The following is a 24,856-nucleotide window of genomic DNA, read 5'->3' on the forward strand; positions in this document are numbered from 1 at the left end:
TTCTCTTTTTTAAGTTGATGGATCGTAATTTAATAAACCGTTAAGTTGAACATACGCACCTGCTAACAAAAATACGTCTAAATCTGATGTTGAGCCAAGTGCGGTGTTACCAAAAACTAAGCCATTAGAAAGGGCTTGTGTTGATGTGTCAAAGCGATAAGCAACAGAATAGATATCAACGTCGCCATGACCAACGCTTTCAATGCCGCCAAATGCAAGATATTTGCCATCGCGTGACCACGATACTCCTCTTCCATTGTTATACCCGGTGCTAGCAAGTAATGTTAATGAGTTAGGATTAAATCGGTATATGCCGCCATTTCCTAATGCTATAAATTGGCCATCAGGACTCCACGTAAGCCCTGAGCCAGTTGTAGCACTGACGCCAGCAACAAGATTTAGTGTTGATCCGCTAAAAAGATATACCTCAAACTCTGTGTGGCCTCCTGCAGGCGTAGTCCCAACAAGGGCTACAAATAAACCATTTGGACTCCATTCAATTCGCTCAATACGACTACCAAAATTTACACTATCTTGAAGCGTTAAGGTGCTCACGCCATCAAATCTGAAAACCTGTAGCTCATTACCATTGGTAGGGGTAAAGCCTCCGACAGCAATATGATTGCCACTTGGATGCCAAGCAAGAGAATCTATTACTGAGCCGTAATCAATACTTGCGGCAAGTGTTAAAGATATACCATTAAATCGATATACTTGTAATTCATTACCACTTGTTGGATTTCGTCCTCCAATTGCTAAAAAAAGTCCATTAGGACTCCAGCGAACTTCTTCTAAATGGCCATTTGTTGCATAGATAGTCCTATGAATCAAAGTAAGCGCAGTACCCGAAAAGGTGAAAATGCGAACGCCTTGCAAAGAGCCACTATCAAAATCACCAACTGCCAAATATCTATCGTCGGGACTCCAGTGTACTGATAAAGCACCACTGGTTACCGCTGTTGCACCAGCAACTAATGTTAACGCTCCATTCCCAAATCTATAAACTTGTATGTGGTTACCGCTGAGGGGGTTTTCGCCAACAATTGCCAAATAGCGACCGCTATTGCTCCAGTGCAAACCGCGAATGGCATCGCCGTAGCTAAGCGTGACTATTTGTGTTACCGCGTCAAGATTGGTTGATGCTCGTGTGCTCAAGGTTACCTTGTTGTCCATCCACAATCTGCCTTTAGTTAAGCGCATGCCTGTGTGTGTTGTCTGCAATGTTGTAGCAGAGCCTTTCAGATAAATGCCTGAAGATTTATCTTGAAGCTGAATCAGATCTTTGTTCGTTGAGCTTGGGTAGTAGTAAAGTGTAGTGCCAGGATCGAAGGTTAAGAGTGATTGTGGCGCAACATAACTTTGCATGACTGATTGATAAACAAAACAAGATGTGCCGGTAAAGCGGACGTCGTTATAAAAAAACATGCGACCAGTTCTAAACGGAAAATCGTCGGCTAAATCGAGTGTTACGTTGTCCAGTGTTACATGGCCCTTTTGGTCAAAGCACCGAATGATAGGAATGTTTGGACTGTTGCGCGTTGTTTGAATGTACATATTTTTGAGTGTCAGGCTTACGTTGCTTTCAAGTAAAAGCTGTGCGTGGGGGCTGAAAATTAACGTATTGCCGTGGCCATCGATAGTGCCACTAGAAATGAATTGCCAAATACTGTCTTGCGCGAGTGTTGTTTTGGTTCCCAAATGAATAGTGTTGGTGCGGCCATTAATGCGCCCGCCACTTGAAAAGGTAACGTTGGTGCCAAAATATAAATCACTGCGTACGTTGAGTGAGCCGGTAGTGCGCAAATCCATGCCGCTTGAAACAGTTATAAAAGTGTCTAGCGTTGCCGAAAGGCCCGCTAAAATGGTAAAGCCGTTGTTCAGGCGCACAAAACCGGTGCAGGAGTCGAAATTACGAAAAACATAGTGTGCGTTTTGGTATACCAGCGTGCTGGTGCCGGTTAAGTTTGCGGCTTGCAAGCGTGCTGGTAGCCAGAATGCTGCGAGTGGTAAAAAAATAAGTAAAAATTTTTTTTTCATAATTACCGTATTAACTCACATTGTTATAAAATAACTTGCCGTTCAGTTCAACACGTGCACCGGCCAAGAAAAATACGTCTAGGTCTGAGCTTGAGCCAAGTGTTGAGTTGCCAAAATTAATACCGTTGGTGAGTGCTTGTGTTGATGTATCAAAGCGATAGGCAACTGAGTAAACTTCCATGGTTGCATGTCCAGAACCAGGGGTGTTTCCCGCAAGAGCAATTGATTTTCCGTCCGGTGACCAGGACAGGCTATTAATAATGCTGCCATAATTGATACTGGCTAACAGGCTTAACGATGAAGAGCCATCAAATTTTATAATGTGTAACTCATTACTGTTTGTCGGCGTTGTGCCGCCAATGGCTAAAAAAGTTCCAGAAGGATCCCATGCAACTGTTCTAACGTTACCCGAGCTGCTGCTATAATCATATCCAGCTGCTAGCGTGAGTGAACCACCATAGTAGCTATAAATCTCTAATTCGTTGGTTGTTGAAACACTGGCTCGTCTGCCAAGTGCGATAAAGTTACCAGAAGGATTGAATGCTACTGAGTATTCGGTATCGCTGTCAGTGTTTGAGTCTATGAATTGCAGGCTAGACAAGCTGGTTCCGTCAAATGAGAAAAGTTCTAAAACATAGGTGTTGGGGATTGCTGTTAGCATGTCACTGTATATCAGAATGAGAATGGGTATAAAAAATTTTTTCATTATGTGTTCCTTTTTATTAACCTCCAGCATCACCATAAAAGGCTGCAACAATGATTTTTGTGCTGTCAGGATGCCATGAGACTGAGAGAACAAGGCCGGTTGCATCGTAGCCAACAGAGTCGACCAAGCTTGGCGCTGCTGCACCATTAAAGCGATAAATGTACACTATTCCAGATTGCCCGGTACCAACAGCAATGTATTGACCATTCGGGCTCCATGCTAGGCAATAAATTGATGCTTCTGAAAAAACTGTAGTTGAAAGGAAGGTGAGAGAGGTGCCGTCAAAGCTGTAAATGTCCATGCTTCGATTGGTAAATATGTCAGATATGCCAACAGCCAAGTACCTACCATCAGGACTCCAGCCCAGGCACGAGCCTCCATTCAATGCAAGTGATGTGACGAGTGTTTGTGTGTTTGTTTCAGAGATTTTAAAAATTTTTAGATAATATGTGTTGGCAAAGGGTGGGACGTGATAGGTTAGTGCTAAAAATCGTCGGTTTGGTGACCATGCTATTGCTGGTGCGGTGTCGCCATGATTACCGGTTGTTGCTTGTGTAACGCTGTCAAGCATGGTATTGGCTTGAGTACTGAGTGTTATTTTGTTATCCATCCACAAGCGGCCTTTGGTCAAACGCATGCCGGTGTGTGTTGTTTGCAGTGTGGTAATACTACCGTTCAAATAAATTCCTGAAGATTTATCTTGAAGCTGAATCAAATCTTTGTTGGTTGAGCTTGGATAGTAATACAGTGTGGTGCCTGGGTCGAATGTTAAGAGTGATTTCGGCGTAACATAACTTTGCATCCACGATTGATAAATAAAGCGTGAGGTGCCCGTAAAATGTACATCGTTGTTGATAAACAAGCGTCCTGTTCTAAACGGAAAATCATCAGCACAGGCTAGTGTGACGTTATCAAGTGTCACATGGCCCTTTTGGTCAAAACAGCGAATGATAGGAATGTTGGAACTGTTGCGTGTTGTTTGAATGGTTACATTTTTGAGCGTTAATGAAACGTTAGATTCAAGAAGAAGTTGAGCATGCGGCCCAAAAACAAGCGTGCCGCCGTTGCCGTCAATAATCAAGCTGCTGGTTATTTGCAGCGTAGTAAGTGTTGAGAGCACCAAGCTGTCGCTCATAACCAACGAAAAGTTATTGCCAGCCACATAGCCGCCGCTGGTTATATAAGCATTTGAATTCAAATACAAATCGCCTGCCAATACAAGTTTACCGGTTGACTTGAGGGCAATGTTGCCGCTAACGGGAAGCGGGGTCATGAGCGTGAGCGTTTTGCCAGCGTCAACCGAGATACCTGCTTTGTATAAAATAAGTTTGTTGATAGTGGTAGTTGCTTGAAAGCGCGAGTGGTTAGCAACAATTTGAACAGTGTTGCCAATAGAGTTAATGGCGTTGCTGTTTTGAATAACAAGATTGGTAAATCTGGTGGGGTAGGTATTAATAGCCTTACTGTTGTTGCGCACAAGATTAATGGTGGGGGTAAATGAATTTATGGCATTACTGTTGGTCCGAACGAGTTGTGTAAGAGCTGGGCTTGCAAGAACGTTACTGTTGGTGCGAATGAGTGTTGTGAGTGTTGGTGCGGTAATTGCGTTACTATTATTTTTGAGACCAAATAACAGCGCGTTACTGTCGGTTCTTATTTTTAAGTTGAGTAAGACGTTTAAGTTACTATTGTTTTTAGTAAGGCCTAGCGTGTTGAGAGCGACAATGCTATTACTGTTGTTTTTTACCAATTGTCTTATAGAAGTCAGTGCATTATTTGCCAGCGCATTGCTTGTTTGCCTGATGAGCGTTGTTATTGGGCCAGAAGCATTAATAGCGTTACTGTTGTTATAAACCATGTTGGTTGGTGCTTTGCGTCGCCCGGTCCCCAGCACAACGCCGTTGGTATAACTTTCCGTCCAGCTAGTTGAGGCATTGTTGCCGTATGTATCTACAATTGAGTCGTGCCCCCAGCCGGTAATGCTGGCAACTTTGCCTAAACGTACTTTAGTTGTCGTTTGGTCGTTCATTGCCAAGTGAACGTTACGGTTGGCAAAGTCGAGTGTGCATTGTGCTGTGCTTGAGTAAAAAAAGTATGTGAGCAGTAAAAAAATACTTTTTTTCATAATACTCGTTTTTCCCGAATTAACTCACATTGTTATAAAATAACTTGCCGTTCAGTTCAACGCGTGCGCCGGCCAATAAATATACGTCCAAGTCTGAGCTTGAGCCTTGGGCTGAGTTGCCAAAGACCAGGCCGTTGGTGAGTGCTTGTGTTGTTGTGTCGAAGCGATATGAAACTGTCCATACTTCAAGCTCATCATGACCACCATCTGGCCCTTCGCCACCAATCGCAATGTACTTTCCGTCCCGACTCCACGCAACACCATTAATTGATGTTCCGTAATTATAGCTTGCAACTTGGGTAAGCGTTGCCGGTCGTGTAAACTTATAAAGTTTTAATTCATTACCATCATCTGGCAATGTTCCTCCAGCAACAATATATTGCCCATCAGGGCTCCAACGTGCTTCAAGCAGTGAAATCGGCGTTGTGCTATAGCCAATCGTAACAAGATTACTAACCGAAGAGACGCCATTTACCAAGACCACCGACAGTGAAGATGAAGAACTTCTGGTAAGGGTGTGAGCAAAAAATAATCCTTCAGGAGAAAATTCGACACTCACGCCATCAGTTCCCAAATTTTGCTGATTAAGCAAGGTTATAGTATTGCCGTCAAACCTGAATAAGAAGGTCTCATTTACCCCAGGGCCCTGATTACCCGTCATGGTAAATAATGCGCCATTGGGAAACATTACCCCTCCCGGATGCCAGGAGCAACTATTCACCCGAGCCGACCCAACGACAGTACCATTGTTACGACTCGTAACAAAAACAAGCTTGCTTCCTGTAAACCTATAAAGCCTTAACTCGTCACTTGCTTCATCATTTGCTATACCAAACAACAAATAATCACCCGCAGGACTCCAGGCAAGACCTCTCACTTCCCCAATCGTTGTAAGATCTGTAACGTCAAGCGTTGTAAGCGTTGTGTCATTAAAACTGTAAATTCTCACGTCATTGGTTGCATCGCCAACTGCAGCAACAAAACGTCCGCTTGGATGCCACCGCACCCGCCACACTTCAGCACCACCGCCAGCCCAATCGTCACCGGTAACGTACGTAAGTGTTGCGCCGTTGAAACGGTAAATTTGAAATTCATTACCATTTGTTGGGCCAAAGCCGCCAACGGCCAAATATTTGCCATCTGGGCTCCAATCTACCGATTTTACGCGCGTGCCATAACTTGCAGTCGTAAGTTGAACAAAACCGTTGGCAACAGTAGCCGCTCGCGTACTCAACGTTACTTTGTTATCAAGCCAGAAGCGACCCTTGCTCAAACGCATGCCGGTATGCGTAGTTTGCAACGTTGTTGCAGAGCCTTTCAAATAAATTCCTGCGGATTTGTCTTGCGGCTGAATTAAATCTTTGTCCGTTGAGCTTGGGTAGTAGTAAAGTGTGGTGCCAGGATCGAATGTCAAAAGCGATTGTGGTGCAACATAACTTTGCATTACTGATTGGTAAATAAAGCGTGAGGTGCCGGTAAAGCGCACGTCATTAAAACAAAACATGCGCCCAGTTGTGAAGGGAAAGTCGTCGGCTAAAGCCAATTTAACATTGTCTAACGTCACATGTCCCTTTTGGTCAAAGCAACGAATGATAGGAATGTTTGGACTGTTGCGTGTTGTTTGAATGTTTAAATTTTTGAGCGTTAAAGAAACATTTGATTCGACTAAAAGTTGAGCATGCGGCCCAAAAACAAGCGTGCCGCCGTTGCCATCAATAATCAAGCTGCTGGTTATTTGAAGCGTGGTAAGTGTTGAGAGTACCAAGCTGTCGCTCATCACTAACGACAAGTTATTACCAGCAACATAGCCTCCGCTGGTGATATAAGCGTTAGAGCCTAAATATAAATCGCCTGCCAATGCAATTTTACCGGTGGTGTTGAGGGCGATGTTGCCGTTGACGGGAAGCGGGGTCATGAGCGTGAGTGTTTTGCCGGCGTCAACCGAGATACCTGCTTTGTATAAAATAAGTTTGTTGATAGTGGTAGTTGCTTGAAAGCGCGAGTGGTTTGAAACAATTTGAACAGTGTTGCCAATAAAATTTATAGCATTACTGTTTTGGATATTAAGTGGGGCTACTTGGTTGCGCACGAAGACAATGGCATTACTATTGTTTCTTACCAGCGTTGTGAGTGTTGTGCTGGCGGAAGCAAGGTTATTGATAGCGTTACTATTGTTCACAACTCTGCGTGACAACGCAACCGCGGCGTTACTATTGGCGCGAACTCTGAAATTTAAAGAAATAATGGCGTTACTGTCAGATCTTATGAGCCGAAGCAAGGTATTACTATTTGATCTCACTCTGACTGGCAAAGTAACAATGGTATTACTGTTGCTCAGCTCAAGCCGTGCAAGAGCAGCAATTAAGTTACTGTTGGCTTGCGCAAGAGGTGCAATGCTGGCGATAGTGTTACTATTGTTTTTGTTAAGATTCATTGTTGGGACTAAAAAGTTAATTGCGTTACTGTTATTAACAACCATGTTGGTTGAAGGTTGTCTGCGTCCCGTGCCCAGCTCCACGCCGGCGGTATACGTTTCTGTCCAGCTGGCGGCACTTTTAACAAAACTTTTAATAATAGAATCTTGTGTCCAGCCGGTGACTTGCGAAGCATTGGTGAGTTTAAGCCGTGAAACGGTAACTTGACTCAGCTCGTCAATAATCAATGTTGCATCTTGGTTGGCGAAGTCGAGCGTGCATTGTGCTACGCTTGAGTAAAAAAAGTATGTGAAAACTAAAAAAATACTTTTTTTCATAATTACCATTTTTCCTGAATTAACTCACATTGTTATAAAATAACAGCCCGTTCAGTTCAACGCGCGCGCCTGCCAATAAAAATACGTCAAGGTCTGACGTTGAACCAAGTGTCGAGTTGCCAAAGTTAATGCCGTTGGTCAGTGCTTGTGCGTTTGATTCTGAGGTGTAGTTAACTTGATACACAATTACTTGGCCAGGGTTTGAAGAAAGGCCTGCAGCAAGGTATTTGCCGTCAGGTGTCCAGCGCAGGCTAACAACGTTTGTGCCACCAATAGTAAGTGTATAACGTGAAGTTACCGAAGCGCCATTAAATTCGAATATTCTGATGTTGTTAATTAAGCCATTTTCAGTACCTCCTACGGCAATATACCGGCCGTCTGGTGACCAGTCGAGTGTGTAGTAGATAGTAACGCTGGCAGATGAGTTGAGCGAAGAGGTTGCTAAGCTTTGGGTTGAGCCATTGAAAGAATAGACGGCAAGAATGGGGTCGCTTGTGTTGTTGGTATTGTTCGTTCCCACAGCAAAAAATAACCCATCAGCTCGCCAGTCTAAGTCGTCGGTTATGGGAAAACTGGAAGTAAAGGAAAGCGTGCTGCTGCTTTGTAAGGTTAATGAAGTTTCGTTGAAGCGATAAACGCTTGCTTGCGTGATGGTGAAGGTGGTTGTGTTAAAGTACACCCCGAGGTATCTGCCATCAGGAGACCAACGTATGTGTTTTCCAACGCCAGGGGATCCTTGAGAAAAAGCTGCCGTTGCAACGGCGCTTGTTGACAAAGCTTTGCCGTTAAAACGGTAAACTTGTATGGTGTTTGAAGCATCAGCACCATAGGCGGCCAGATAACATCCACAGGGGCTCCAAGCAACGGTGTGCACTAGGGATGTACTATACGTAACTTGAGAGAGTACGCTGAGGCTTGATCCGTTAAAGCTTAAGACGGTGGCTCTGTTTGTTGGTGCTACTGTACGGCGTTCTGTCAAGGCAATAAAGCGCCCACTGGGGTGCCAGTGTACGCTGCTGCAAGGACTGCTACCGGGAGAGGTTACGACATATGAAGCAACTAACGTTAGCCCAGTGGTAGAGACTTGAAATACTCGTAAGTTTTCATTGTTTGAATTAATAGTGGCTAAAAATCTACCGTCTGGGCTCCAGTCGCATAGAACGAAACTTGAACCACTGATGTTGATAGATGAGGTTTGCGTCAAGCTTGAAAAACGCGTGTTGGTTCCTGTTGAAAGGGTTATTTTGTTGTCCATCCACAAACGGCCCTTAGTCAAGCGCATGCCGGTATGCGTAGTTTGCAACGTTGTTGCAGAGCCTTTTAAGTAAATTCCAGAAGATTTGTCGGTTAGTTGGAATAAATCTTTATCGGTGGTGCTTGGATAATAATAAAGTGCAGAACCCGGATCGAACGTTAACAGTGACTGCGGCATCACATAGCTTTGCATCCACGATTGGTAAACAAAGCGCGAGGTACCGGTAACGCGCGCGTCGTTAAAACAGAATAAACGTCCGGTTCTAAATGGAAAATCGTCGGCAAGAGAAAGATTGACGTTATCAAATGTCACATGGCCTTTTTGATCAAAGCAGCGAATGATAGGAATGTTTGAGCTGTTGCGCGTTGTTTGAATGTTTACATTTTTAAGTGTTAAAGAAACGTTTGATTCAAGAACAATTTGCGCGTGTGGCCCAAAAATAATCGTGCCACCGTTGCCATCAATTACTAAGCTGCTGGTAATTTTGAGAGACGTTAACGTTGAAAGTACTAAACTGTCGCTTAAAACCAGCGAAAAATTATTGCCGCCTAAATCACCGCCGCTGGTTATATAAGCATTTGAATTCAAATACAAATCCCCAGCCAAATTGAGCTTGCCCGTTGAGTTGAGCGCAATGTTACCGCTGAGTGGTAGTGGCGTCATGAGCGTGAGCGTTTTGCCAGCGTTAACCGAGATACCTGCTTTGTATAAAATAAGTTTGTTGATAGTGGTGGTTGCCTGAAAGCGTGAGTGGTTGGAAACAATTTGTACGTTGTTGCCAAAAAAATTAATAGCATTGCTGGTTTGAACATTGAGCGGTGACAGAGTATTTGCAATGTCTGCTGAAAGTTTTACAACTGCACTACTGTTTTGTCTGATAAGAGCCAAGTTGGTAGTAAGATTGTTGTTAAAACGAACAATAGCGCTACTGTTTTGTTTTGCCAGTCTGCTTGCGCTCACAATAACATTACTGTTCCCGCGAACGAGAGCGTAGAGACGTATGATAGCACTACTATTATTTTTTATGCCAAAGTTGAGGGCATTACTGTTAGCATTTTCTAAGCGGTTCAAAAAGACCAAGAGCTGACTGTCTGCACGTGCTAGTGCTTGTAATTTGATAAGAGCGCTACTATCGTTAATGACTCGGCGAGCAAGAGACGCAGTGGCATTACTGTTGTTAAGAGCTAAGACTTGCATGTTTTTGATGGCGTTACTATTGTTGTACACCATGTTGCTTGGTTGTCCGCGTCGCCCGGTACCAATTTCAACACCAGCTGTGTACGTTTCGGTCCACGATGACGGTGTATTGTTGCCATAAACACTGATAATTGAATCTTGAGAAAAACCGGTAATTTGAGAAACTTTACGCAGGCCAACGCGTGCATCTGGTTGTGGATTGAGCACCAAGTTTGAGTTGCGACTTACAAATTTGAGCGCGCTAAAAAGGTTGGTGGGTGTGTATAACAAAGTTGTAATAAAAGCTGCGCAAAACAAGTAAAACGTTGGTAAACGCCTCATCTGTGCTACTCTCTTTTTTTCTCTTTTTTCTGACTCTCTTCCTTTTTTATACAAACCACCGTAGCAAAAGTCTGAGACTTATGCCAGACAAAAGTTATGATTTTTTTTGAGAATAAAAAAGAGTGGCAGAAATTATAAGATTCTTATTTTTATTAAATTTCTGCCGCTCTTTTTTAAAATAGGTAGGGTTTAGTGAGTTGGCAGCTTTGCAAGTTCTTGGGCCAGTGTGACCAGTTTTGCTTTCAGGGCCTCGAGAGAGTCGGTTAAGAGAAAGAGTAAATATGGTGCTTGAAAATCGTGGTAGACATCTGCGACTTTTTGGAGGGCGGTCATGAGCAAGACTTTTCTTGTAGGATCTTGTGCTGGTTTCATGAATTCATTGCCTTGCAATAAGCGTAAGATTTCCTTGCCCAAACTTTCGGGGGCTTTTGTCAGTGTGTGTTTTACTATGATATCAGCTAGTTGCTGTGAATAGAAAAGAGTAGAGAGTAGGGGAGTTTGACCAAAAGTCATATCATTGTTTGGAATGAGAGGGTTGGCGCCTTTTTCTAAAAGTTCTTTGAAAAAACTAAGATCGGCATTTGGGTTGCTGTCTAAAAACCCTTCGTACAAGGTTATAAATTCGTGTAGGGCAGTATTTCCATCATTATCTTGAGTATTCAAGTTTAATGGCGTGTGTTGAGCTTGTGCATGATTCCAAAGTTTTTCAAAGCATTGTTTTACTATCTCTGGAGAAGTAGTACTGGCAGAGCTTCTTGCCAGCATCATCAATGGTGTTTGGTTTTCTGCAGTTTGCTTGTTAACGTCTGGATTTTTGGTAAGAATGGAATCAATAATCGGCAAAACTTCGGGCGTTGGGTTGTGGAGAAGCATATGTAAAAGAGTTTTTTCTTGCTTATCTCCAATGTTTGGGTCGGCGCCTTGTTCGAGCAGATAGTTGACAATATCGAGTTTTTTATTTGACGCTGCAATGTGTAGTGCTGTTCTGCCGCCATTGTTTTGCTGATCAATGAATGCTTTTCTTTGTGCTTTTGGGACTTGTTTTACGATATCTTTGACGAGTTTGAGCTGATTGCGCGTTGCTGCTATTGTCAAGATGGTTTCAGCTCCTTTAGTGGGCTTTTTTGTAAGGTCGAGTCCTGGCGTTTCTATGCAGGTTTTAAAATTATTATAAAGATCAGGGTCTTGTGTATCAAGTTGCGTTTTATAGTCTATTTTTATCAATGTGTCGATTAACGTTTGCAAAAATTGGGCTTGCTCTGCTTCTGTTAGTGGATTTGTATTTTTCGCCGCAGTTGCAGCGGCTGTTGCGAGTGCTTCTGTTTGTGTTGTTGCAGCAGCAGCTCCGTTCATAAGTTCTTGCATTCTTGGGTTGATGTATTTTACACGATCTACTGTATCAGCATCAAATAGAGCATATTCTTTCAATGCTTGTTTAAACGCATCAATTTGTGAAAGTCCTGCTGATGCAGCTCCCCACGCCTGCCCGCCAGCGCCAAACAGTGCCAGCAAAAAACCAACAATAACCTGTTTTTTCATAGCTTCTCCTTTTGTGAAACAAGCAAAAAAAGAGGGCCGGTATTGGCCCCCTCGTATTTTCTGAACAAAGTCTAAGAACTCTGAGTTATTTTTTGCAAGCAACTTAATTTATTTTTGAGCAACCGGTGCTTGATCAGCTGTTTTGAGTTGGAGTGTGATCATTGCTTTTTCTTGATCAATGGTGCTGTTGAAATTTTTAGTATCAACATTGTCGGGCAGATCAACAGTTACCTGCAACTTGCCATCTTTGTACTCAATTTTTTTGGTGCGGTTGTTGACCGTTTGTGAAGAAAAATAGCTTTCTGAATGGTAGCGCCAGCCGCCATTTTTTTGCGCCGTGTTGCTGTCACTTTTTTCTGCCGTGACAATTACGCGGTGCTCGGTCTCCTGCACGTTGAGCTTGATATCGTCGCGTCCAAAACCAGGCAGGCTGATTTCAAGCTTGTAGGTACCGTCTTCTTCTTTTTCCGTTGCGCTAAACTTGCCAGGCAAGTTAAACATTTGGCGCGTTTTTTCGGTTTTGGTTAGACGTCCAATCATACGGTCCAGCCAGCTACCGCTTTTTTTTAGCGAAGCAAAAACGGCGTTTGCTTCATTTTGCAAGTGGCGTACGTGATGTTGGCTACGCGTGCCGGCATCTTTAAGTTTGTCTAAAAGCTCGGCGCTTTGTTTTTTTATTTTGTCAGATTGTTCTTCTATTTTTTTTGCCAAATCATCCAAATTGCTGTCCACAGTTTCTTGCACTTGTTGGCGGTAGCGGGGCAGATCATTAGAAAACCATGAACTCATGTCCCGTTCAAGTTGGTTAAACGACTCATCAAGATATTTAAAAACATCGTAGTGATAACCATATGCATTGTTGCTGCATACCAGTGTTGCAACAAGAAGTAAACCATAACGCTTGTTCATAAAGAGCCTCCTCTTTTTGGTTAAATAATGTTTTTTAAATCTAAAGATTATTGTACCAAAAAGGTGCAAAATTGTGAATAATTTTTTTATCTTCTAAGTCCAAGTGGTGGGGTTATGGTTCTGCTGTTGTGTGGGCTTGGTGGAGGAGTAATGTCGCCGCTTCTGCTGGGGCTTGCAAGTCTTTCTAGGAACTCTCTTTTTGGGCTTGCTGCAAGCACAGAAAAATAATGTAAATCTTGAGTTGCTCCGTTTGATGAGCAGAGCTTTGAGAAGAGTAGAGCTTCAGTATCTCTTTGTTTATAGCCATCGGCAACTTCATGAGGAAGGCGTTGACGGCGATCTTCTTCCAGAGGGCTATAGCCAAGTTCCAAGAGAAATTCGACAAGTTCTACATCTCCCAAGCTTGCGGCTGAGTGCAGAAAAGGGATGTTGTGTTTGCTTGTGCTTCTTTCGATTAAGGTTCCAATTTTTTCGATGAAATGTTCATCAGTTCTAAAGGCTATTTCTGGGTAAAACAACTGAGCTATTGCAAGAGCTCTTTGTGGGTTTTTATTGTTAAAACCGTAAATGAGCGCAAGCTCAAAGGCATTATAGCCGCTTGAGGTTTTGGTTTCTTTGTTGGCATTTTTTTGTAATAAATAACGAACCAACAGATCATAGCCGCGCATGCAGGCAATATGCAATGGTGTAAGATTTTTGTGCGCGGTAGCGTCAAGGTTAAGCTTACATTCTGTAACAAAGGTAGTTATCCACCTAAATTCTCCTTCCCAGCAGGCGTAGTGCAATGGCGTCCAAAGATTGTTTGGATCTTTTTGGTGAATTAAATCTGGAAATATTTCAAGAATTGCTTTGGTTGTTGCAATGTTTCCACACATTGCTGCTTTGCATAGTTTGCCATAAACTCCCATGGGGTTAATTTTTTTCCAGTTTGTCGTTGTATTTTTGGGATAACTGTTTTCTTGGTTGCTTGATGATGATGCAGCGCTATGAGCTTGGCCAACACAAAGTAGTATGACTAAGATTATTTTTCTTAAGGAATGAAACATGAGAACCTCTTATTTTTCAGTTAAACAATGTTCGCCCTTACCCTTCGACAAGCTTACGCCTACGCCCTGCGTGGCTACGGCGCACAGGCAGAGCTAAAGGCCCTCCCCGCCTGCCCTGAGGAACCCGACGTAGCTTTTAGCGAAGACGGGTGTCTCGAAGGGTCGAAGGATTTGAACGGTACCCATTTCGTGCAGATTATCTTGGGGAACTAAGAATGCAAAAAGTTTTTATATTTGTAAAGTTAAAAACGCCAAAAAGTTTAACTCTTGTCAAAAATCTCTTTAAAATTTTTATACAACTCATGAAAGGGCGAGCAGATGAGCGTTGTTTCGGCAACCGTTGCCATAAAGTTGGTGTCGCCTTTCCAGCGAGGTACAATATGCATATGCAAATGACTAGGTATGCCGCCGCCGCCCGTTTCGCCAACATTAATGCCAACGTTAAAGCCGGCACATTTGAGTGCTTCTTGTACAACGTTGAGCGAGAGATTAGTGAGCTCCATTAGTTCTGCGCGTACCGCCGGTTCGAGATCGTTTAAGTTTGCTTTGTGTTCAAGTGGGAGCACCATGAGATGCCCGGCATTGTAGGGATAGTAGTTCATGACCACGGCCGTGTGTTGGCCTCGTTTTAAAATTAAATATTTTTCGTCGTTGTTTTGTGCGAACTGTTCACAAAAAACGCAATTATTTTTAAGTGGCCCGGTGGGCATGTTGGGGTCGGTTTTGGTAACATAACCGTGCCGCCACGGTGCATACAATTTTTCCATACAAAAATTCTCCAAGTGTTGGTGGTACAAAATTTCTTATCAACGTACCGTAACAAAGTTTATGGTCATCATTCAAGGTTGAGTAAAATTTGGAAAATAGCTCCTGTTTTGGTTGCAAGCAGTTGGATATTGCCGCCCAACTGTGTAACAATGTCGTGAACAATTGCCAAGCCAAGTCCCATGTTTTTTTTGTTGCTAGAAACATAAGGCAAGAAAAGCTTATCGCGCATTCCTGCTTCAATGCCCGGGCCATTGTCGGCAATAATGAGCTCCAGCTTGTTGGTCTGTGGCAAAATTTTTGTTTCAATTTTAATCGACTTACTGCTTTCGTTTTTTTCGAGCAAGGCGCGTACGCTGTTGTCCAGCAAGTTAATGAGCACGCGTTTAATTTTTTTTATATCAGTTTTTATGACTGGTGGGCTTTTGAGCAGGCAGGTAAAATGAATGCTGGGGTAGCTGACGCGGTAAAAGCGTAAAATTTCGGTAATAATATCGTTGAGGTCTGCTGTTTCAATGTGCGGGGCAGGCATTGAGGCAAACTCAGAAAAGTGCGCCGCCAAATCTTTGATAATATTAACTTGATGCAAAATGGTTGAGGTGCAATCCATAAAAATTGGTTCGTGTTCAAGTACCGGCCTGTATTTACGCTGGAGCCGCTGGGTTGCCAGTTGAATTGGTGTGAGGGGGTTTTTAATTTCATGTGCAACCTGTTTGGCTGCCTCTTGCCAGGTTTTAATTTTGCTTGCTTTTACAATGTCAGTTAAATCTTCAATGACAATCAACAGCCCTTTTTCTACATTGTTAGGACCGTTGCTGGTGCTAATGGCGGAAAGATGAATCATTAAAATTCTGTTTTCGCCTTTCACATTAAAACTGATTTCTTCAGAAAGAAATGAGCTTTCAGTCTTTGCTAGTTTGCGCGTCAGTTCAATAAATTTTGCTTTCACTTCGTGCCCAAAAAAGTTAACGCGTCTATTTTTAAAACGATTAAGATTTAAGTATTTGGCGACCAGCTCTTTTGCTGCCCGGTTGTTCATGGTGATGCGGGCAAATTTGTTAACAAAAAATACCGAAGCTTTCATATTTTCAAGGATCGCCAACATCTCGGTATTTTTACTTTCAAGTTCTGTGTGTGCCCGGTTAACCGCACTAATCATTTCGTTAAAGCCGTGAGCAAGTGTGTGCAAATCGCTCGATTCATCGCAATTAACATGCACGTCCCAATGCCCGCTTTTTATGCGCTCGGTAGCTTCCAAAAGTTCTTGAATTGGCGTGCTAATGCCGCGGGCCAAGTAAAATGCGCACCAAATTGATAAAAACAAAATGAGCAGCGTGACCAAAATAAATGTAAACAGATAAATATAATAAATGGGGTTGCGCATTGACTGCAGCTGGTAGTAATCATCAAGTGAGTTTTGCATATCAATTAAATGCACGCGCGTGGCTGCGGGGTAGCGGTAGGCAACGCACAGATAGTTTTCGCCAATTTTTTGAACCCAGTACAGCGAGCCAAAAAAATCAAACACGCTGTCTTGGCGGGCTTGGTACTTGTGCAAGCGTGCCAAAAAAGCATCGCGCAGGTGTTTTACACTGCGGTCGTTAAACGTACGGTACAAGCGCCACCGTTCAATTTCTTGGTTCAAGCTGGTGACCAAATGCAACGGCTCTTGTGGCCAGCAGTAGACTGAACACTGTGCAAGAATGGGGCATTGTTCTTGTAAATCTTGGATTGTCTGCTCAAGTTCTTGCTGTGTGGTTGGGTTGTTGGCTGCTACCAACGTGCTGGCGGCTGCCAGTTCTTGGCGCAACGTTTGTGTTTGTGCTTTGTGTAGTTTCATGCCGCTTGCAAGGCCGGTGCTAATGCGCGCGTGGAACCAGTGGTCAATGCTGGTGGTAATAATTTTGCCGGCGGTAAAGAAAACAAAAAATGAAGGAATGACGGAAAAAAAAGTAAACGCAAAGAGTAAGTTGCGCTTAAACGCCGAGCCGGGCAGGCCTTTGTGCCGCTCAATAAAAAGCTTAATGCTTTGCCGAATAATTAGGTACAGCAGTGCCACAATTACAATCACATGAACATTGATGAGTAAAAAAAAGAATGAGCGGTTAATGCCGGCGCCAATCAAGTTGTGTTTGCGTTGCAAAAAAAGCTCGAGCCAGCTGGTGACAAAAAGGGCACCAATGCTGAGCACGATAATGAGAAGGCGGCGTTTGTGTAATGGTTCGTTCATAAAATTTGTGGCTCGGTTTAAAAAAGATTGAGCAGTAAGCTTTTTTCGTAACCACTAAATTTTACTGGAAAACCTGTGAATGGCTATGTTTTAATAAAAAGAAAGAGGGGCTGCGCTTAAAAAAGCGCAGCCCCTCTTGTAGTTATTTCTTGAAAAGAAGATTAATCGAGTTCGTCTAAATTAATTTGGTTTCCGTTGCGGCTATGCTTTGCGCTTGTGCGTGAAGAGCTTGAGCTTGATGATGAGCCATTCCATGGACTATCACCTAAAGCCATTATTGGTTGGTACGCAACATCTGACAAATCTCCTGCTGCCAACATTTCTGCCAACCAATCTTCACGAGAACTCGAACTTGAAGCTGCTGAACTCGATGAGCTTGATGAACTTGAACTCGAGCCTGGGAAAGATGGGCTTGGTGAGGTAAAGTTTGGATCGAGTGGATTTACAAAGATGCTTTCAGTTGGATTGCCACCAATTCCTGGACATGTTCTTTTAAGTAGTGGCCTGCATACAGTACGAATTACTTGTGGTTCTCTATTTTGTTGCGTAAATTCTGTTGCTGCGCGACACAAAGGACATGTGGACGGCAGATACATGTTGAGTTGTGCATCTGCTGCTTGCGTAATGCATGGTGGGCAAAAGTCGTGTCCGCAACCAAGGCTTGCGCATGGAGAGCCTTCTTCGAATGGTTCATAACAAATTGAGCAGTCATCTTCATCAGTTTTTTCAATACTTGTTGCCGCTTGGGGGCCATTGGCTTGTACGTCGTTTAAAAGGCGTGCAAGGGCTCGGTAACCTCTTCTGGTTGCGTTTGCTGCTGGCGTTTCGCCAATAAATTCGCCACTAGTGGTTGCAGCAGAAATGTTTGCGTCAGCTGCAATAAGTTCTCGTACGGTTGCGATATGCCCATATTCTGCTGCGAAATGAAGTGGGGTGGCGCCATGGTTGTCTGTCGCATTAACGTTTGCACCAGAAGCAATAAGGGTTTGCACGCAATTTAAATGGCCAAAGCTGGTAGTAACGATTAGTGGAGTTTCGCCGTTATTATTTGTAGCACTAATATTTGCACCAGCTGCAATAAGTTCTTGTACGCATGGAAGATGGCCGCTGTAAGCAGCCCAATGAAGTGGCGTTTCGCCGTCATTATTTGTTGCATCAACGTTTGCACCAAGCGTTATAAGTTCTTGCAAGCGTGCCAGATTGCCTGTTTGGGCTGCCGTAATAAGTTGGTCAGTGAGAAATTGTTGGGTTCTAGCATCAATAGTGGCACCAGCTGCGATAAGTGCTTGTGCGCATGCAGTACGGTCATGTTCTATTGCAACAAAAAGTGGGCTAAAGCCATTGCAAGCGCGATTAATATCCGAGCCAAGTTCAATAAGTCTGTTTACGTATGCGGTTTGTCCATGTTCTGCTGCAACATAAAGAGCTGTCCATCCGTTACTGTTTGGAGCATTAATATCTGCGCCAGCGCTAATTAGTTCTTGCAAGCGTACCAGATTGTTTGTTCGGGCAGCAGTAATAAGTTGGTCGGTGAGTCTTTGTTGAGTAGCAATGCTTATGGTACCACCAGCTGCTCTGATTCTTTCTGCGCAGGCGGTTTGGCCATGTTCAAGAGCAATAGACAATGCAGTAGAGCCATTGTAAGCGAGATTAACATTTGCGCCACATTCAATAAGTCTGTTTACGCATTCGATGTGACCATATCGAGCTGCAAGAGAAAGTGGCGTAAGGCCATTGCAAGCTAAATTCATGTTAGCACCAGCAGTAATAAGAGCTTGTACGCATGCGGCATGGCCATGTTGAGCTGCCAGATGAAGAGCGGTATAGCCGTCCCCGTTTGTGGTATAAAGAGGCCCGAAATGGCGTGCTTCTGCTATGCATGTGGCATGGCCGTATTGAGCAGCAGTATGGAGCGGGGTGTTGCCATTGTTGTCGATGATGCCTGTCAATGTGGTGTAATTTCTGAGTGCTTGCAAGCATGCGGTATAGCCATGGCGAGCTGCAACGTGAGCTGGCGTAATACCATGACGGTTTTGAATACGAATACTGGCGCCACGTTCAATAAGTAAGTGTATCAATGGAATATTGTGTTGTGCAACGGCTTCATGAAGCGCAGTGGTGTAGATGTTGGCGTTGATATCTGCGCCATATTCAAGAAGGACTTGGGCGCATGCGGTGGAATAGCGGTTGTAAGCTGTCCAGCACAGTGGTGTTCTTGGTTCGCCGTGGAAGCGGTAGTTGTTATAATGTGCTTGATTAAGAACTGCTTCAGGCTCCAATCCAATAAGTCGTTTCGCTTTCCACAACGTTAGGTTACCAAGAGCTTGCCTGAGTTGTTCAGGACTGTCTTGGTTAATAGCTTGGATAATGGGATTTCCTGCAGCGGGTAGTGCGTTGGCAGTTAAAGCCAAGGCAACAAAAAGTGAATAAGCAAGTTTTTTAAACATGATATAACCTCTCGAAATGATATAACCTCTTCAGATAGATTTTTGACTATCTACACTCTTAGTTTATAGAAATATTGTCAATTTGGCAAATGGGCAAGAAGTGCCATTTTTTGTGTTTTGAGGGGCTTTTTATTGCTCATTTCGCTCGTTTTTCAACATTTACTCATTGGTAACGGGGCCGTAGTTTTCTGCGTTGTTCTTATGATATTCTTGGGCAATTAACAGGCGACATAAACCTCTTGCGTAATAAAAAGCGGTGTGGTTATGTCTATCTCGGGCATCAAGAAGTGCGCCTTTTTTTAAAAGTAGGCGTAAGCAGGCAATGCTATTTCTTCGTGTTGCCAGATGGAGAGGTGTTGACTTGTTGTTGTCTTGAGCGTCAATATGTGCGGTGTTCTTGATGAGTATTTGTGCAAGTTGGTTATGATTATTGTTGGCAGCCCAGTGAAGCGGGGTAGCTCCTTGTGCGTCTTGAACATTAACTGTTGCATCAAGAGTTTTAAGTTTTTTTGCTTGCATAAGAATTTGTTGAGTGCATGCGATGTTGCCTTTTTTAGCTGCGTAGTGCAAAGGTGTTTGGTTATTCTTATCAAGAGTGTTAAGAGAAGCGCCATACATAATCAGTAATTCTGCGCAGCGTGGGTCTTTTTCTGGGTCAGTGGCTAAATGAAGAGTTGTTAGTTTGTTTCTGGTTTTAGCATTAACTTTAGCGCCATGTTCAAGAAGCTTTTGCATGCAAAGATGGTTATTGTTTTTAGTTGCCATGTGAAGCGGCATAAGGCCTGTGCATGGGCCAGATAGTGGCTTAAGGTTGGGGTTTGCGCCGCGTTCAAGCAATAAACTTAAAGTAGCTAGGTTGTTATTGTGAACGGCGTAATGAACGGGTGTTAAGCCGTCATTATCGCGTACATCAAGGGAGATATTTTCCTTTTTAAGAAGTTCTTGTACGCATTCGGTATGGTCGTTTTCAACCGCAAGAAGAAGGGCATTAAGGCCTTTGTCTTCTCCATGGTAAGCAACAATGTTGACGTTTGTTCGTGGGTGCGCAAGGAGCATTTTGAGTGCCTTAAGGTTTCCTTTTTTAGCTGCTCTATAAATGGCTTTAGTGCCATTATAGTACATATTATTAGGATCGTTGTTGGGATCTTTTAAAAACTTGGTGAGTTTTTTCAAAAATCTGCTTTCTGTTGCTGGTGGGGTGGCATCAATTTCTGCGATGGCAGAAGAAGATGCTGGCATGGCCTTGGCTGTTAGTGCCAAAGCAATAAAAAATGAACCTATAAGTTTTTTATTAATAATCTTCATAATAACCTCCTGAACATGAGATTAAATAATTGTTATTCAGTATCTTGGCTGTTGCTTTCTGAATCTGCTTGTTCCGGTACAAGTGGGAGCACGCTACTTATTGGTGGTAGCATTTCAACAGGATCTGCGCTTGGGATAGTAGTTGTATCAACCACCGACGAGCTTGGCTGTGTGGTTGTAGAAGTGTCTGCTGATCTAAATACGCGAATTGTTGTTGGTTCGTTATTGTCTCGAGTAAATTCGGTTGCCGTGCGGCATAGAGGGCAGGTTGCTTGTTTTTTGTAATTAGCGCCGATTGTATTTCTTAAATGGTCATTGGTTTCAAGTTCTATGCGCGCTGCATTTTTGATACAATCTTCGTGAAAATCATGACCGCAGTTGAGATGTGCGTATGTTTCATGTTCTTCAAAATCACCAAGGCAGATTGAGCATGTTTCTTTTGAGATACTAGTTGAGGGTTTTTTTTCTGTTTGCGGAATAAAAAGTATAGCAACCGCATGATGATTAAGAGAAGCTGCAAGAATAGCTGGGGTTTGATTATTATTATTTTTTATTGTTGGGTTTGCTCCGCGTTCAAGAAGCATAGTTGTTGCGGTAACGTTGTTAGCTTCTACTGCATGGTGCAGCGCTGTTTCGCCATACTTGTTTTGTGCGTTAATAGTGAGTTTTGGGTCTTCCAACAGCAATTGATAAAGTTCTTGAACGTTATCAACAATTGCCCATTGAAGAGGAGTGAAACCATCTGAGTCAGGAATATTTTGGTTGGCGCCATGGTGCAAAAGTAGCTGTGCGCATGCTGGTGCATTACATTGAATTGCCAGATGAAGAGCTGTAGAGCCGCCTACATTTATTCTTGTGTCACCCTCAAAAGTTTCTGCGTCTTGAGCATCAATAAGAGCGAGGCCACCATTTTGGAGAAGTAATGCTAAACATGTGGTACGGCCTCCTTCTGCTGCCAAATGGACACAGGTTCGTTGTGTTGGAAATGCTCCAGGAGTTGAAACATGAGCACCGCGATTAAGAAGTAATTCTATACATGCTAGATGGCCATTTTGAGCAGCAAGGTGCAGTGCTGTTATATTTATGTATTCCCCTTCTGTTGGTGCTGTTGCAACGTTTGCTTGATTATCTAAGAGAAGCTTTAAACAGTCATACCAACCATTGTTGGCTGCAATGTGAAGTGCTGTTAGTCCCATAGTGTTTTGACAATTGACATCAGCGCCGTGTTCAATAAGTACCTCCGCGCATGGTAGGTGGTTGCCAATGACTGCCAAGGCGAGTGCGGTTAAGCCTGCATTAAGAGATGCGGCGTTAACGTTGGCGCGTGGTTTGGTGTAGCGTTTTTTTAAAACACCCTTTTTCTTTGTTGCCAAAAGGAGCTTAACGCATTCAGTGTGGCCTTTCTCTGCAGCCCAATGAAGTGTATTTTTGCCTTCCCAAAAGATGGTATTAATATCGATTTTTTTATTTTTTTTCAAATACTTTTGAAGTTCTTTTGCATCGCCAGCGCTTGCGTGAACAATAATTTCGGGTAAAACATCAGCATTTTGCAAAGAGTTTGATGCTGGGCTTGATGATGCAGCGGGCAGAACGTTGGTAGTTAGTATAAGCGTCAAAAAAAGCGAACAGGTAAGTATTTTTTTGATGTTTTTCATAATAAACCTCACAATTTTGGGATATGAGCCATTTTTTCGATAGTTATTTCTTTCTTATGTCCAGCCTACAATATATTGTCAAATTGTCAATTTGTACAAAAAATGAGTCTTTTATCAAATAAATACGCTAGGTGCCTAATTTTCATAGAAAATCACCAATTTTCTTAAAAAAGCCCATTTCTAAAGGCTTTCCATTTGTTTATTGCTAAATTTGTGCTAGAATCATTCAGTTTTAAAAACACGATTGTTGTGTACGTACGAAAACTAAACAACCAAATCCCGGTAACGGGGACTCATTGGGGGGTCAAAAATGGTAAACAAAGTTCGTATCGCCATAGCTATGGCATACTGCATTCTTTCTGCTCAATCCGTGACGTTTGCTGCTTTTAATTTGGCGGATTTGGACCAAGAAAATGTTGGCCAAAATCGTGCCAATGAAAAGCAGGGCAACCTTTCACTTTCGCTTCATGAATTTATGGACAATGTTAAAGAGCTTGATTATTACACCGCTAAAAAATTGGCACTGGCAATTCCGGGTACTGGGCGAGAAATTGTCATAGATTGGGGCTTTGGTGGTTCGGGTAGCATGTTCGACCCGTTGCCAACCGTTGAACCGCAAGAGCGTCTGATTAAGACAGATGGTCAGCAAGAGTCGTTGGCTGGGCTTGGTTCTGTGTTGCTTAAAAATGAGCTCTACAAGCGCAGCAAAAGCATTCCATTAATTAAGTGGTTAGTGCAAAGCAAAGTAACGCCCATCAAGCTTTTTACGCTTAAATTAGTGTTGCTCTTTAAAAATGCTTACACAACTGATTCTAGCAAAGTAAAAACAGAAGTTATGCGCTTGTTGGTCAGGCTTATGCTGTCTGAAGAGCTTTACAGCTTTGATCAAGACAAAGCGTTCTCAAGTTATCTGCCAGAAGGTAGTGTAGAAATGCTCAATGGTGTGCTACCAGGTTTGGTAGAATTTGTTAATGAATTGTGGCATGAGCTAATTACCGCAACCCCGAGCGATGGAGCCGATGATGTGCTGAATGTTCAAGCGGTAGTGCTGCACAATCATGCAGCCGCAAAGCAATGCTTGAAGCAGTTTAAGCATTATGAAGGTGCGGCGTTTGAACAAGATGTTACCGGCTTTTTGCAAGGGCAGGGCGTTGAAGTTGTTGATTATGTTGATTTGTCCAAGCTGGGCAACATCAGGCCAATGCTCAATGGTCGTGTAATGTTTAGTCCTATCACGCATTTGGCAGCGGTTACCACGTTTGAAAATGTTCATGAAAATAAGAACTTTAACAAAGAAGTTGGCATAGCGCCTGACGCATTGCACATTGGCACGCTGGTGTTGCACGAAAATAATGGCGTTTATTGGCTCTTGAATGCATCTAATAAGTTAGAATTGGCAGCCACGGCAAAACAGATTACCATCACGCTGGTAAAAGCATTGCGTGCGTATGTTGCCGCAAAGAAACAGCTGTTGAGTGGCACGAGCAAAAAAGCCCGTGCTTATCGCGCAATGTGTGAAAAATATGAAGCGCAATGTGCACAGATTAACGAATTTTTGGCACTGAGCGAAGGTCAAGCATCGCAACTTCGTCTGAATGCTACGTTGCAAGCAATTCAAGATGATGCCAAAAATGCCCATCAGTTGGCTCTTAATGAGCTGAGTCAGGGCATTGCAAAGCTTGATCAAGAAATAGCTAAGAAAAATGCGCTTATCAAGCAGTTTGAAGGCAAAAAAATAGCTGCGCATTTGGCGCACGATGTTCAAGCTTTAAACAAAGAGCGAGAACGCCTGCACGATATGCGCCAAAGTTATGCGCAAGAAGACCCAGCGCAGCTTCTTGAACAAAAAAAACAGGACTTACAAGATTTGTTGGCGTTGGCGGTTAAAAATGAACAGTCAATGAGCAATGAGCTTGCCGAGTGCATTAGCGATCTTAAAAAAGAGATTGCGGCCTTCGACCAAACACAAACGCATCAATGCACGCTTGATCAAAAGATTGCGTTGCGTGAGCGCATTGCGCAGGCCTACGAGCACGAAGCGCATGTGTTGGCCGATGGTCTTGAACTTAAAAAGCAAGAAATGGCATGGCTTGCGGGTATCCGCCGTCGTGTTGAAGAGCTTAAGTTTGCCGGCACGCGTTTGCTGATTGAAAATTATGGCGCAAACTTGCTTGAGCGTGCACAACGCATTCGTACTGATAATAAAAAAGCAATTAAGTTACGCGAGTATCGTGAAGCGTTGCAGGAAGTTGATGCAAAAGATCTTCCAGCAAAAGAACTTGAAAAGCTTGAACAGCTTGAACAACGCGTTGGTTATATGTTCGACCGTTCCGGTTCGCGCTTTTTAACGCGTGCTCTTGAGCATCAGTCTGAGTGGCAAACCTTCTTACAAGACTTTGATGGTTCAGTTGAGCCTTTTGCAAAAATCAAAAATGATCTTTGTGCAAAGCTTGCAACCATTATCAAGCGTTCAGCGCACGTTCAAGAAAACATGCCGGTTTACCGCCAATTGGTTTATCAGCTTCTTCCTGAATTTGGCGCGTGGTTTGACCAGATTGTTTATTAAA

At 43.2% G+C, this 24,856-nt stretch carries 14 protein-coding genes; 1 reads left to right on the plus strand and 13 read right to left on the minus strand.

All coding sequences use genetic code 11. The features are described 5' to 3' along the window. Positions 1-9 precede the first annotated feature (9 nt). From K2W90_00870 to K2W90_00930, 13 genes are all read right to left on the minus strand, one after another. Entirely contained in the window at positions 10-2,037 is a 2,028-nt protein-coding gene (locus tag K2W90_00870; protein ID MBY0352899.1) for a WD40 repeat domain-containing protein, read from the minus strand. 10 nt (positions 2,038-2,047) lie between these two features. Continuing rightward, positions 2,048-2,743, minus strand: coding sequence for a hypothetical protein (locus K2W90_00875; protein MBY0352900.1), 696 nt, complete (start codon positions 2,741-2,743; stop codon positions 2,048-2,050). A gap of 16 nt (positions 2,744-2,759) precedes the next feature. Next, positions 2,760-4,868, minus strand: coding sequence for a hypothetical protein (locus K2W90_00880; protein MBY0352901.1), 2,109 nt, complete (start codon positions 4,866-4,868; stop codon positions 2,760-2,762). A 19-nt stretch (positions 4,869-4,887) separates the two neighbouring features. Continuing rightward, the gene (locus K2W90_00885; GenBank protein MBY0352902.1) at positions 4,888-7,620 is read right to left on the minus strand and encodes a WD40 repeat domain-containing protein; all 2,733 of its coding nucleotides are present in this window, start codon (positions 7,618-7,620) and stop codon (positions 4,888-4,890) included. Positions 7,621-7,639: 19 nt separating this feature from the next. Further along, a complete protein-coding gene (locus K2W90_00890) occupies positions 7,640-10,393 on the minus strand; it encodes a lactonase family protein (GenBank protein ID MBY0352903.1) in 2,754 nt (917 codons plus the stop codon). 189 nt (positions 10,394-10,582) lie between these two features. Next, on the minus strand, positions 10,583-11,932 hold the full coding sequence (locus tag K2W90_00895; protein ID MBY0352904.1) for an ankyrin repeat domain-containing protein: 1,350 nt from the start codon (positions 11,930-11,932) through the stop codon (positions 10,583-10,585). 108 nt (positions 11,933-12,040) lie between these two features. Next, positions 12,041-12,841, minus strand: coding sequence for an Hsp20/alpha crystallin family protein (locus tag K2W90_00900; GenBank protein ID MBY0352905.1), 801 nt, complete (start codon positions 12,839-12,841; stop codon positions 12,041-12,043). Positions 12,842-12,927: 86 nt separating this feature from the next. Beyond that, the gene (locus K2W90_00905; GenBank protein ID MBY0352906.1) at positions 12,928-13,887 is read right to left on the minus strand and encodes an ankyrin repeat domain-containing protein; all 960 of its coding nucleotides are present in this window, start codon (positions 13,885-13,887) and stop codon (positions 12,928-12,930) included. A gap of 260 nt (positions 13,888-14,147) precedes the next feature. Further along, on the minus strand, positions 14,148-14,654 hold the full coding sequence (locus tag K2W90_00910; GenBank protein ID MBY0352907.1) for an HIT domain-containing protein: 507 nt from the start codon (positions 14,652-14,654) through the stop codon (positions 14,148-14,150). 68 nt (positions 14,655-14,722) lie between these two features. Next, complete coding sequence (locus K2W90_00915; protein ID MBY0352908.1) at positions 14,723-16,882, minus strand: HAMP domain-containing protein; 2,160 nt, start codon at positions 16,880-16,882, stop codon at positions 14,723-14,725. Between the two features lie 161 nt (positions 16,883-17,043). After that, a complete protein-coding gene (locus tag K2W90_00920) occupies positions 17,044-19,329 on the minus strand; it encodes an ankyrin repeat domain-containing protein (protein MBY0352909.1) in 2,286 nt (761 codons plus the stop codon). A gap of 159 nt (positions 19,330-19,488) precedes the next feature. Next, positions 19,489-20,634, minus strand: coding sequence for an ankyrin repeat domain-containing protein (locus K2W90_00925; protein ID MBY0352910.1), 1,146 nt, complete (start codon positions 20,632-20,634; stop codon positions 19,489-19,491). Between the two features lie 32 nt (positions 20,635-20,666). Next, positions 20,667-22,289: an ankyrin repeat domain-containing protein gene (locus tag K2W90_00930; protein ID MBY0352911.1), complete on the minus strand. Its 1,623-nt coding sequence runs from the start codon at positions 22,287-22,289 to the stop codon at positions 20,667-20,669. A gap of 310 nt (positions 22,290-22,599) precedes the next feature. Between K2W90_00930 and K2W90_00935 the strand changes: the two genes are divergently transcribed. Beyond that, the gene (locus K2W90_00935) at positions 22,600-24,855 is read left to right on the plus strand and encodes a hypothetical protein (GenBank protein MBY0352912.1); all 2,256 of its coding nucleotides are present in this window, start codon (positions 22,600-22,602) and stop codon (positions 24,853-24,855) included. Position 24,856: the final 1 nt, after the last annotated feature.

It is taken from the genome of Candidatus Babeliales bacterium, assembly GCA_019749895.1.
Classification (GTDB): Bacteria; Babelota; Babeliae; order Babelales; family RVW-14; genus AaIE-18.

What these genes read in the sequence shown, in the direction of transcription:
- K2W90_00895 (MBY0352904.1), bottom strand. Translation starts at nt 11,932, where the DNA reads ATGAAAAAACAGGTTATTGTTGGTTTTTTGCTGGCACTGTTTGGCGCT.
- K2W90_00905 (MBY0352906.1), bottom strand. Translation starts at nt 13,887, where the DNA reads ATGTTTCATTCCTTAAGAAAAATAATCTTAGTCATACTACTTTGTGTT.
- K2W90_00935 (MBY0352912.1), top strand. Translation starts at nt 22,600, where the DNA reads ATGGTAAACAAAGTTCGTATCGCCATAGCTATGGCATACTGCATTCTT.
- K2W90_00875 (MBY0352900.1), bottom strand. Translation starts at nt 2,743, where the DNA reads ATGAAAAAATTTTTTATACCCATTCTCATTCTGATATACAGTGACATG.
- K2W90_00910 (MBY0352907.1), bottom strand. Translation starts at nt 14,654, where the DNA reads ATGGAAAAATTGTATGCACCGTGGCGGCACGGTTATGTTACCAAAACC.
- K2W90_00870 (MBY0352899.1), bottom strand. Translation starts at nt 2,037, where the DNA reads ATGAAAAAAAAATTTTTACTTATTTTTTTACCACTCGCAGCATTCTGG.
- K2W90_00925 (MBY0352910.1), bottom strand. Translation starts at nt 20,634, where the DNA reads ATGAAGATTATTAATAAAAAACTTATAGGTTCATTTTTTATTGCTTTG.
- K2W90_00915 (MBY0352908.1), bottom strand. Translation starts at nt 16,882, where the DNA reads ATGAACGAACCATTACACAAACGCCGCCTTCTCATTATCGTGCTCAGC.
- K2W90_00920 (MBY0352909.1), bottom strand. Translation starts at nt 19,329, where the DNA reads ATGTTTAAAAAACTTGCTTATTCACTTTTTGTTGCCTTGGCTTTAACT.
- K2W90_00930 (MBY0352911.1), bottom strand. Translation starts at nt 22,289, where the DNA reads ATGAAAAACATCAAAAAAATACTTACCTGTTCGCTTTTTTTGACGCTT.
- K2W90_00890 (MBY0352903.1), bottom strand. Translation starts at nt 10,393, where the DNA reads ATGAGGCGTTTACCAACGTTTTACTTGTTTTGCGCAGCTTTTATTACA.
- K2W90_00885 (MBY0352902.1), bottom strand. Translation starts at nt 7,620, where the DNA reads ATGAAAAAAAGTATTTTTTTAGTTTTCACATACTTTTTTTACTCAAGC.
- K2W90_00900 (MBY0352905.1), bottom strand. Translation starts at nt 12,841, where the DNA reads ATGAACAAGCGTTATGGTTTACTTCTTGTTGCAACACTGGTATGCAGC.
- K2W90_00880 (MBY0352901.1), bottom strand. Translation starts at nt 4,868, where the DNA reads ATGAAAAAAAGTATTTTTTTACTGCTCACATACTTTTTTTACTCAAGC.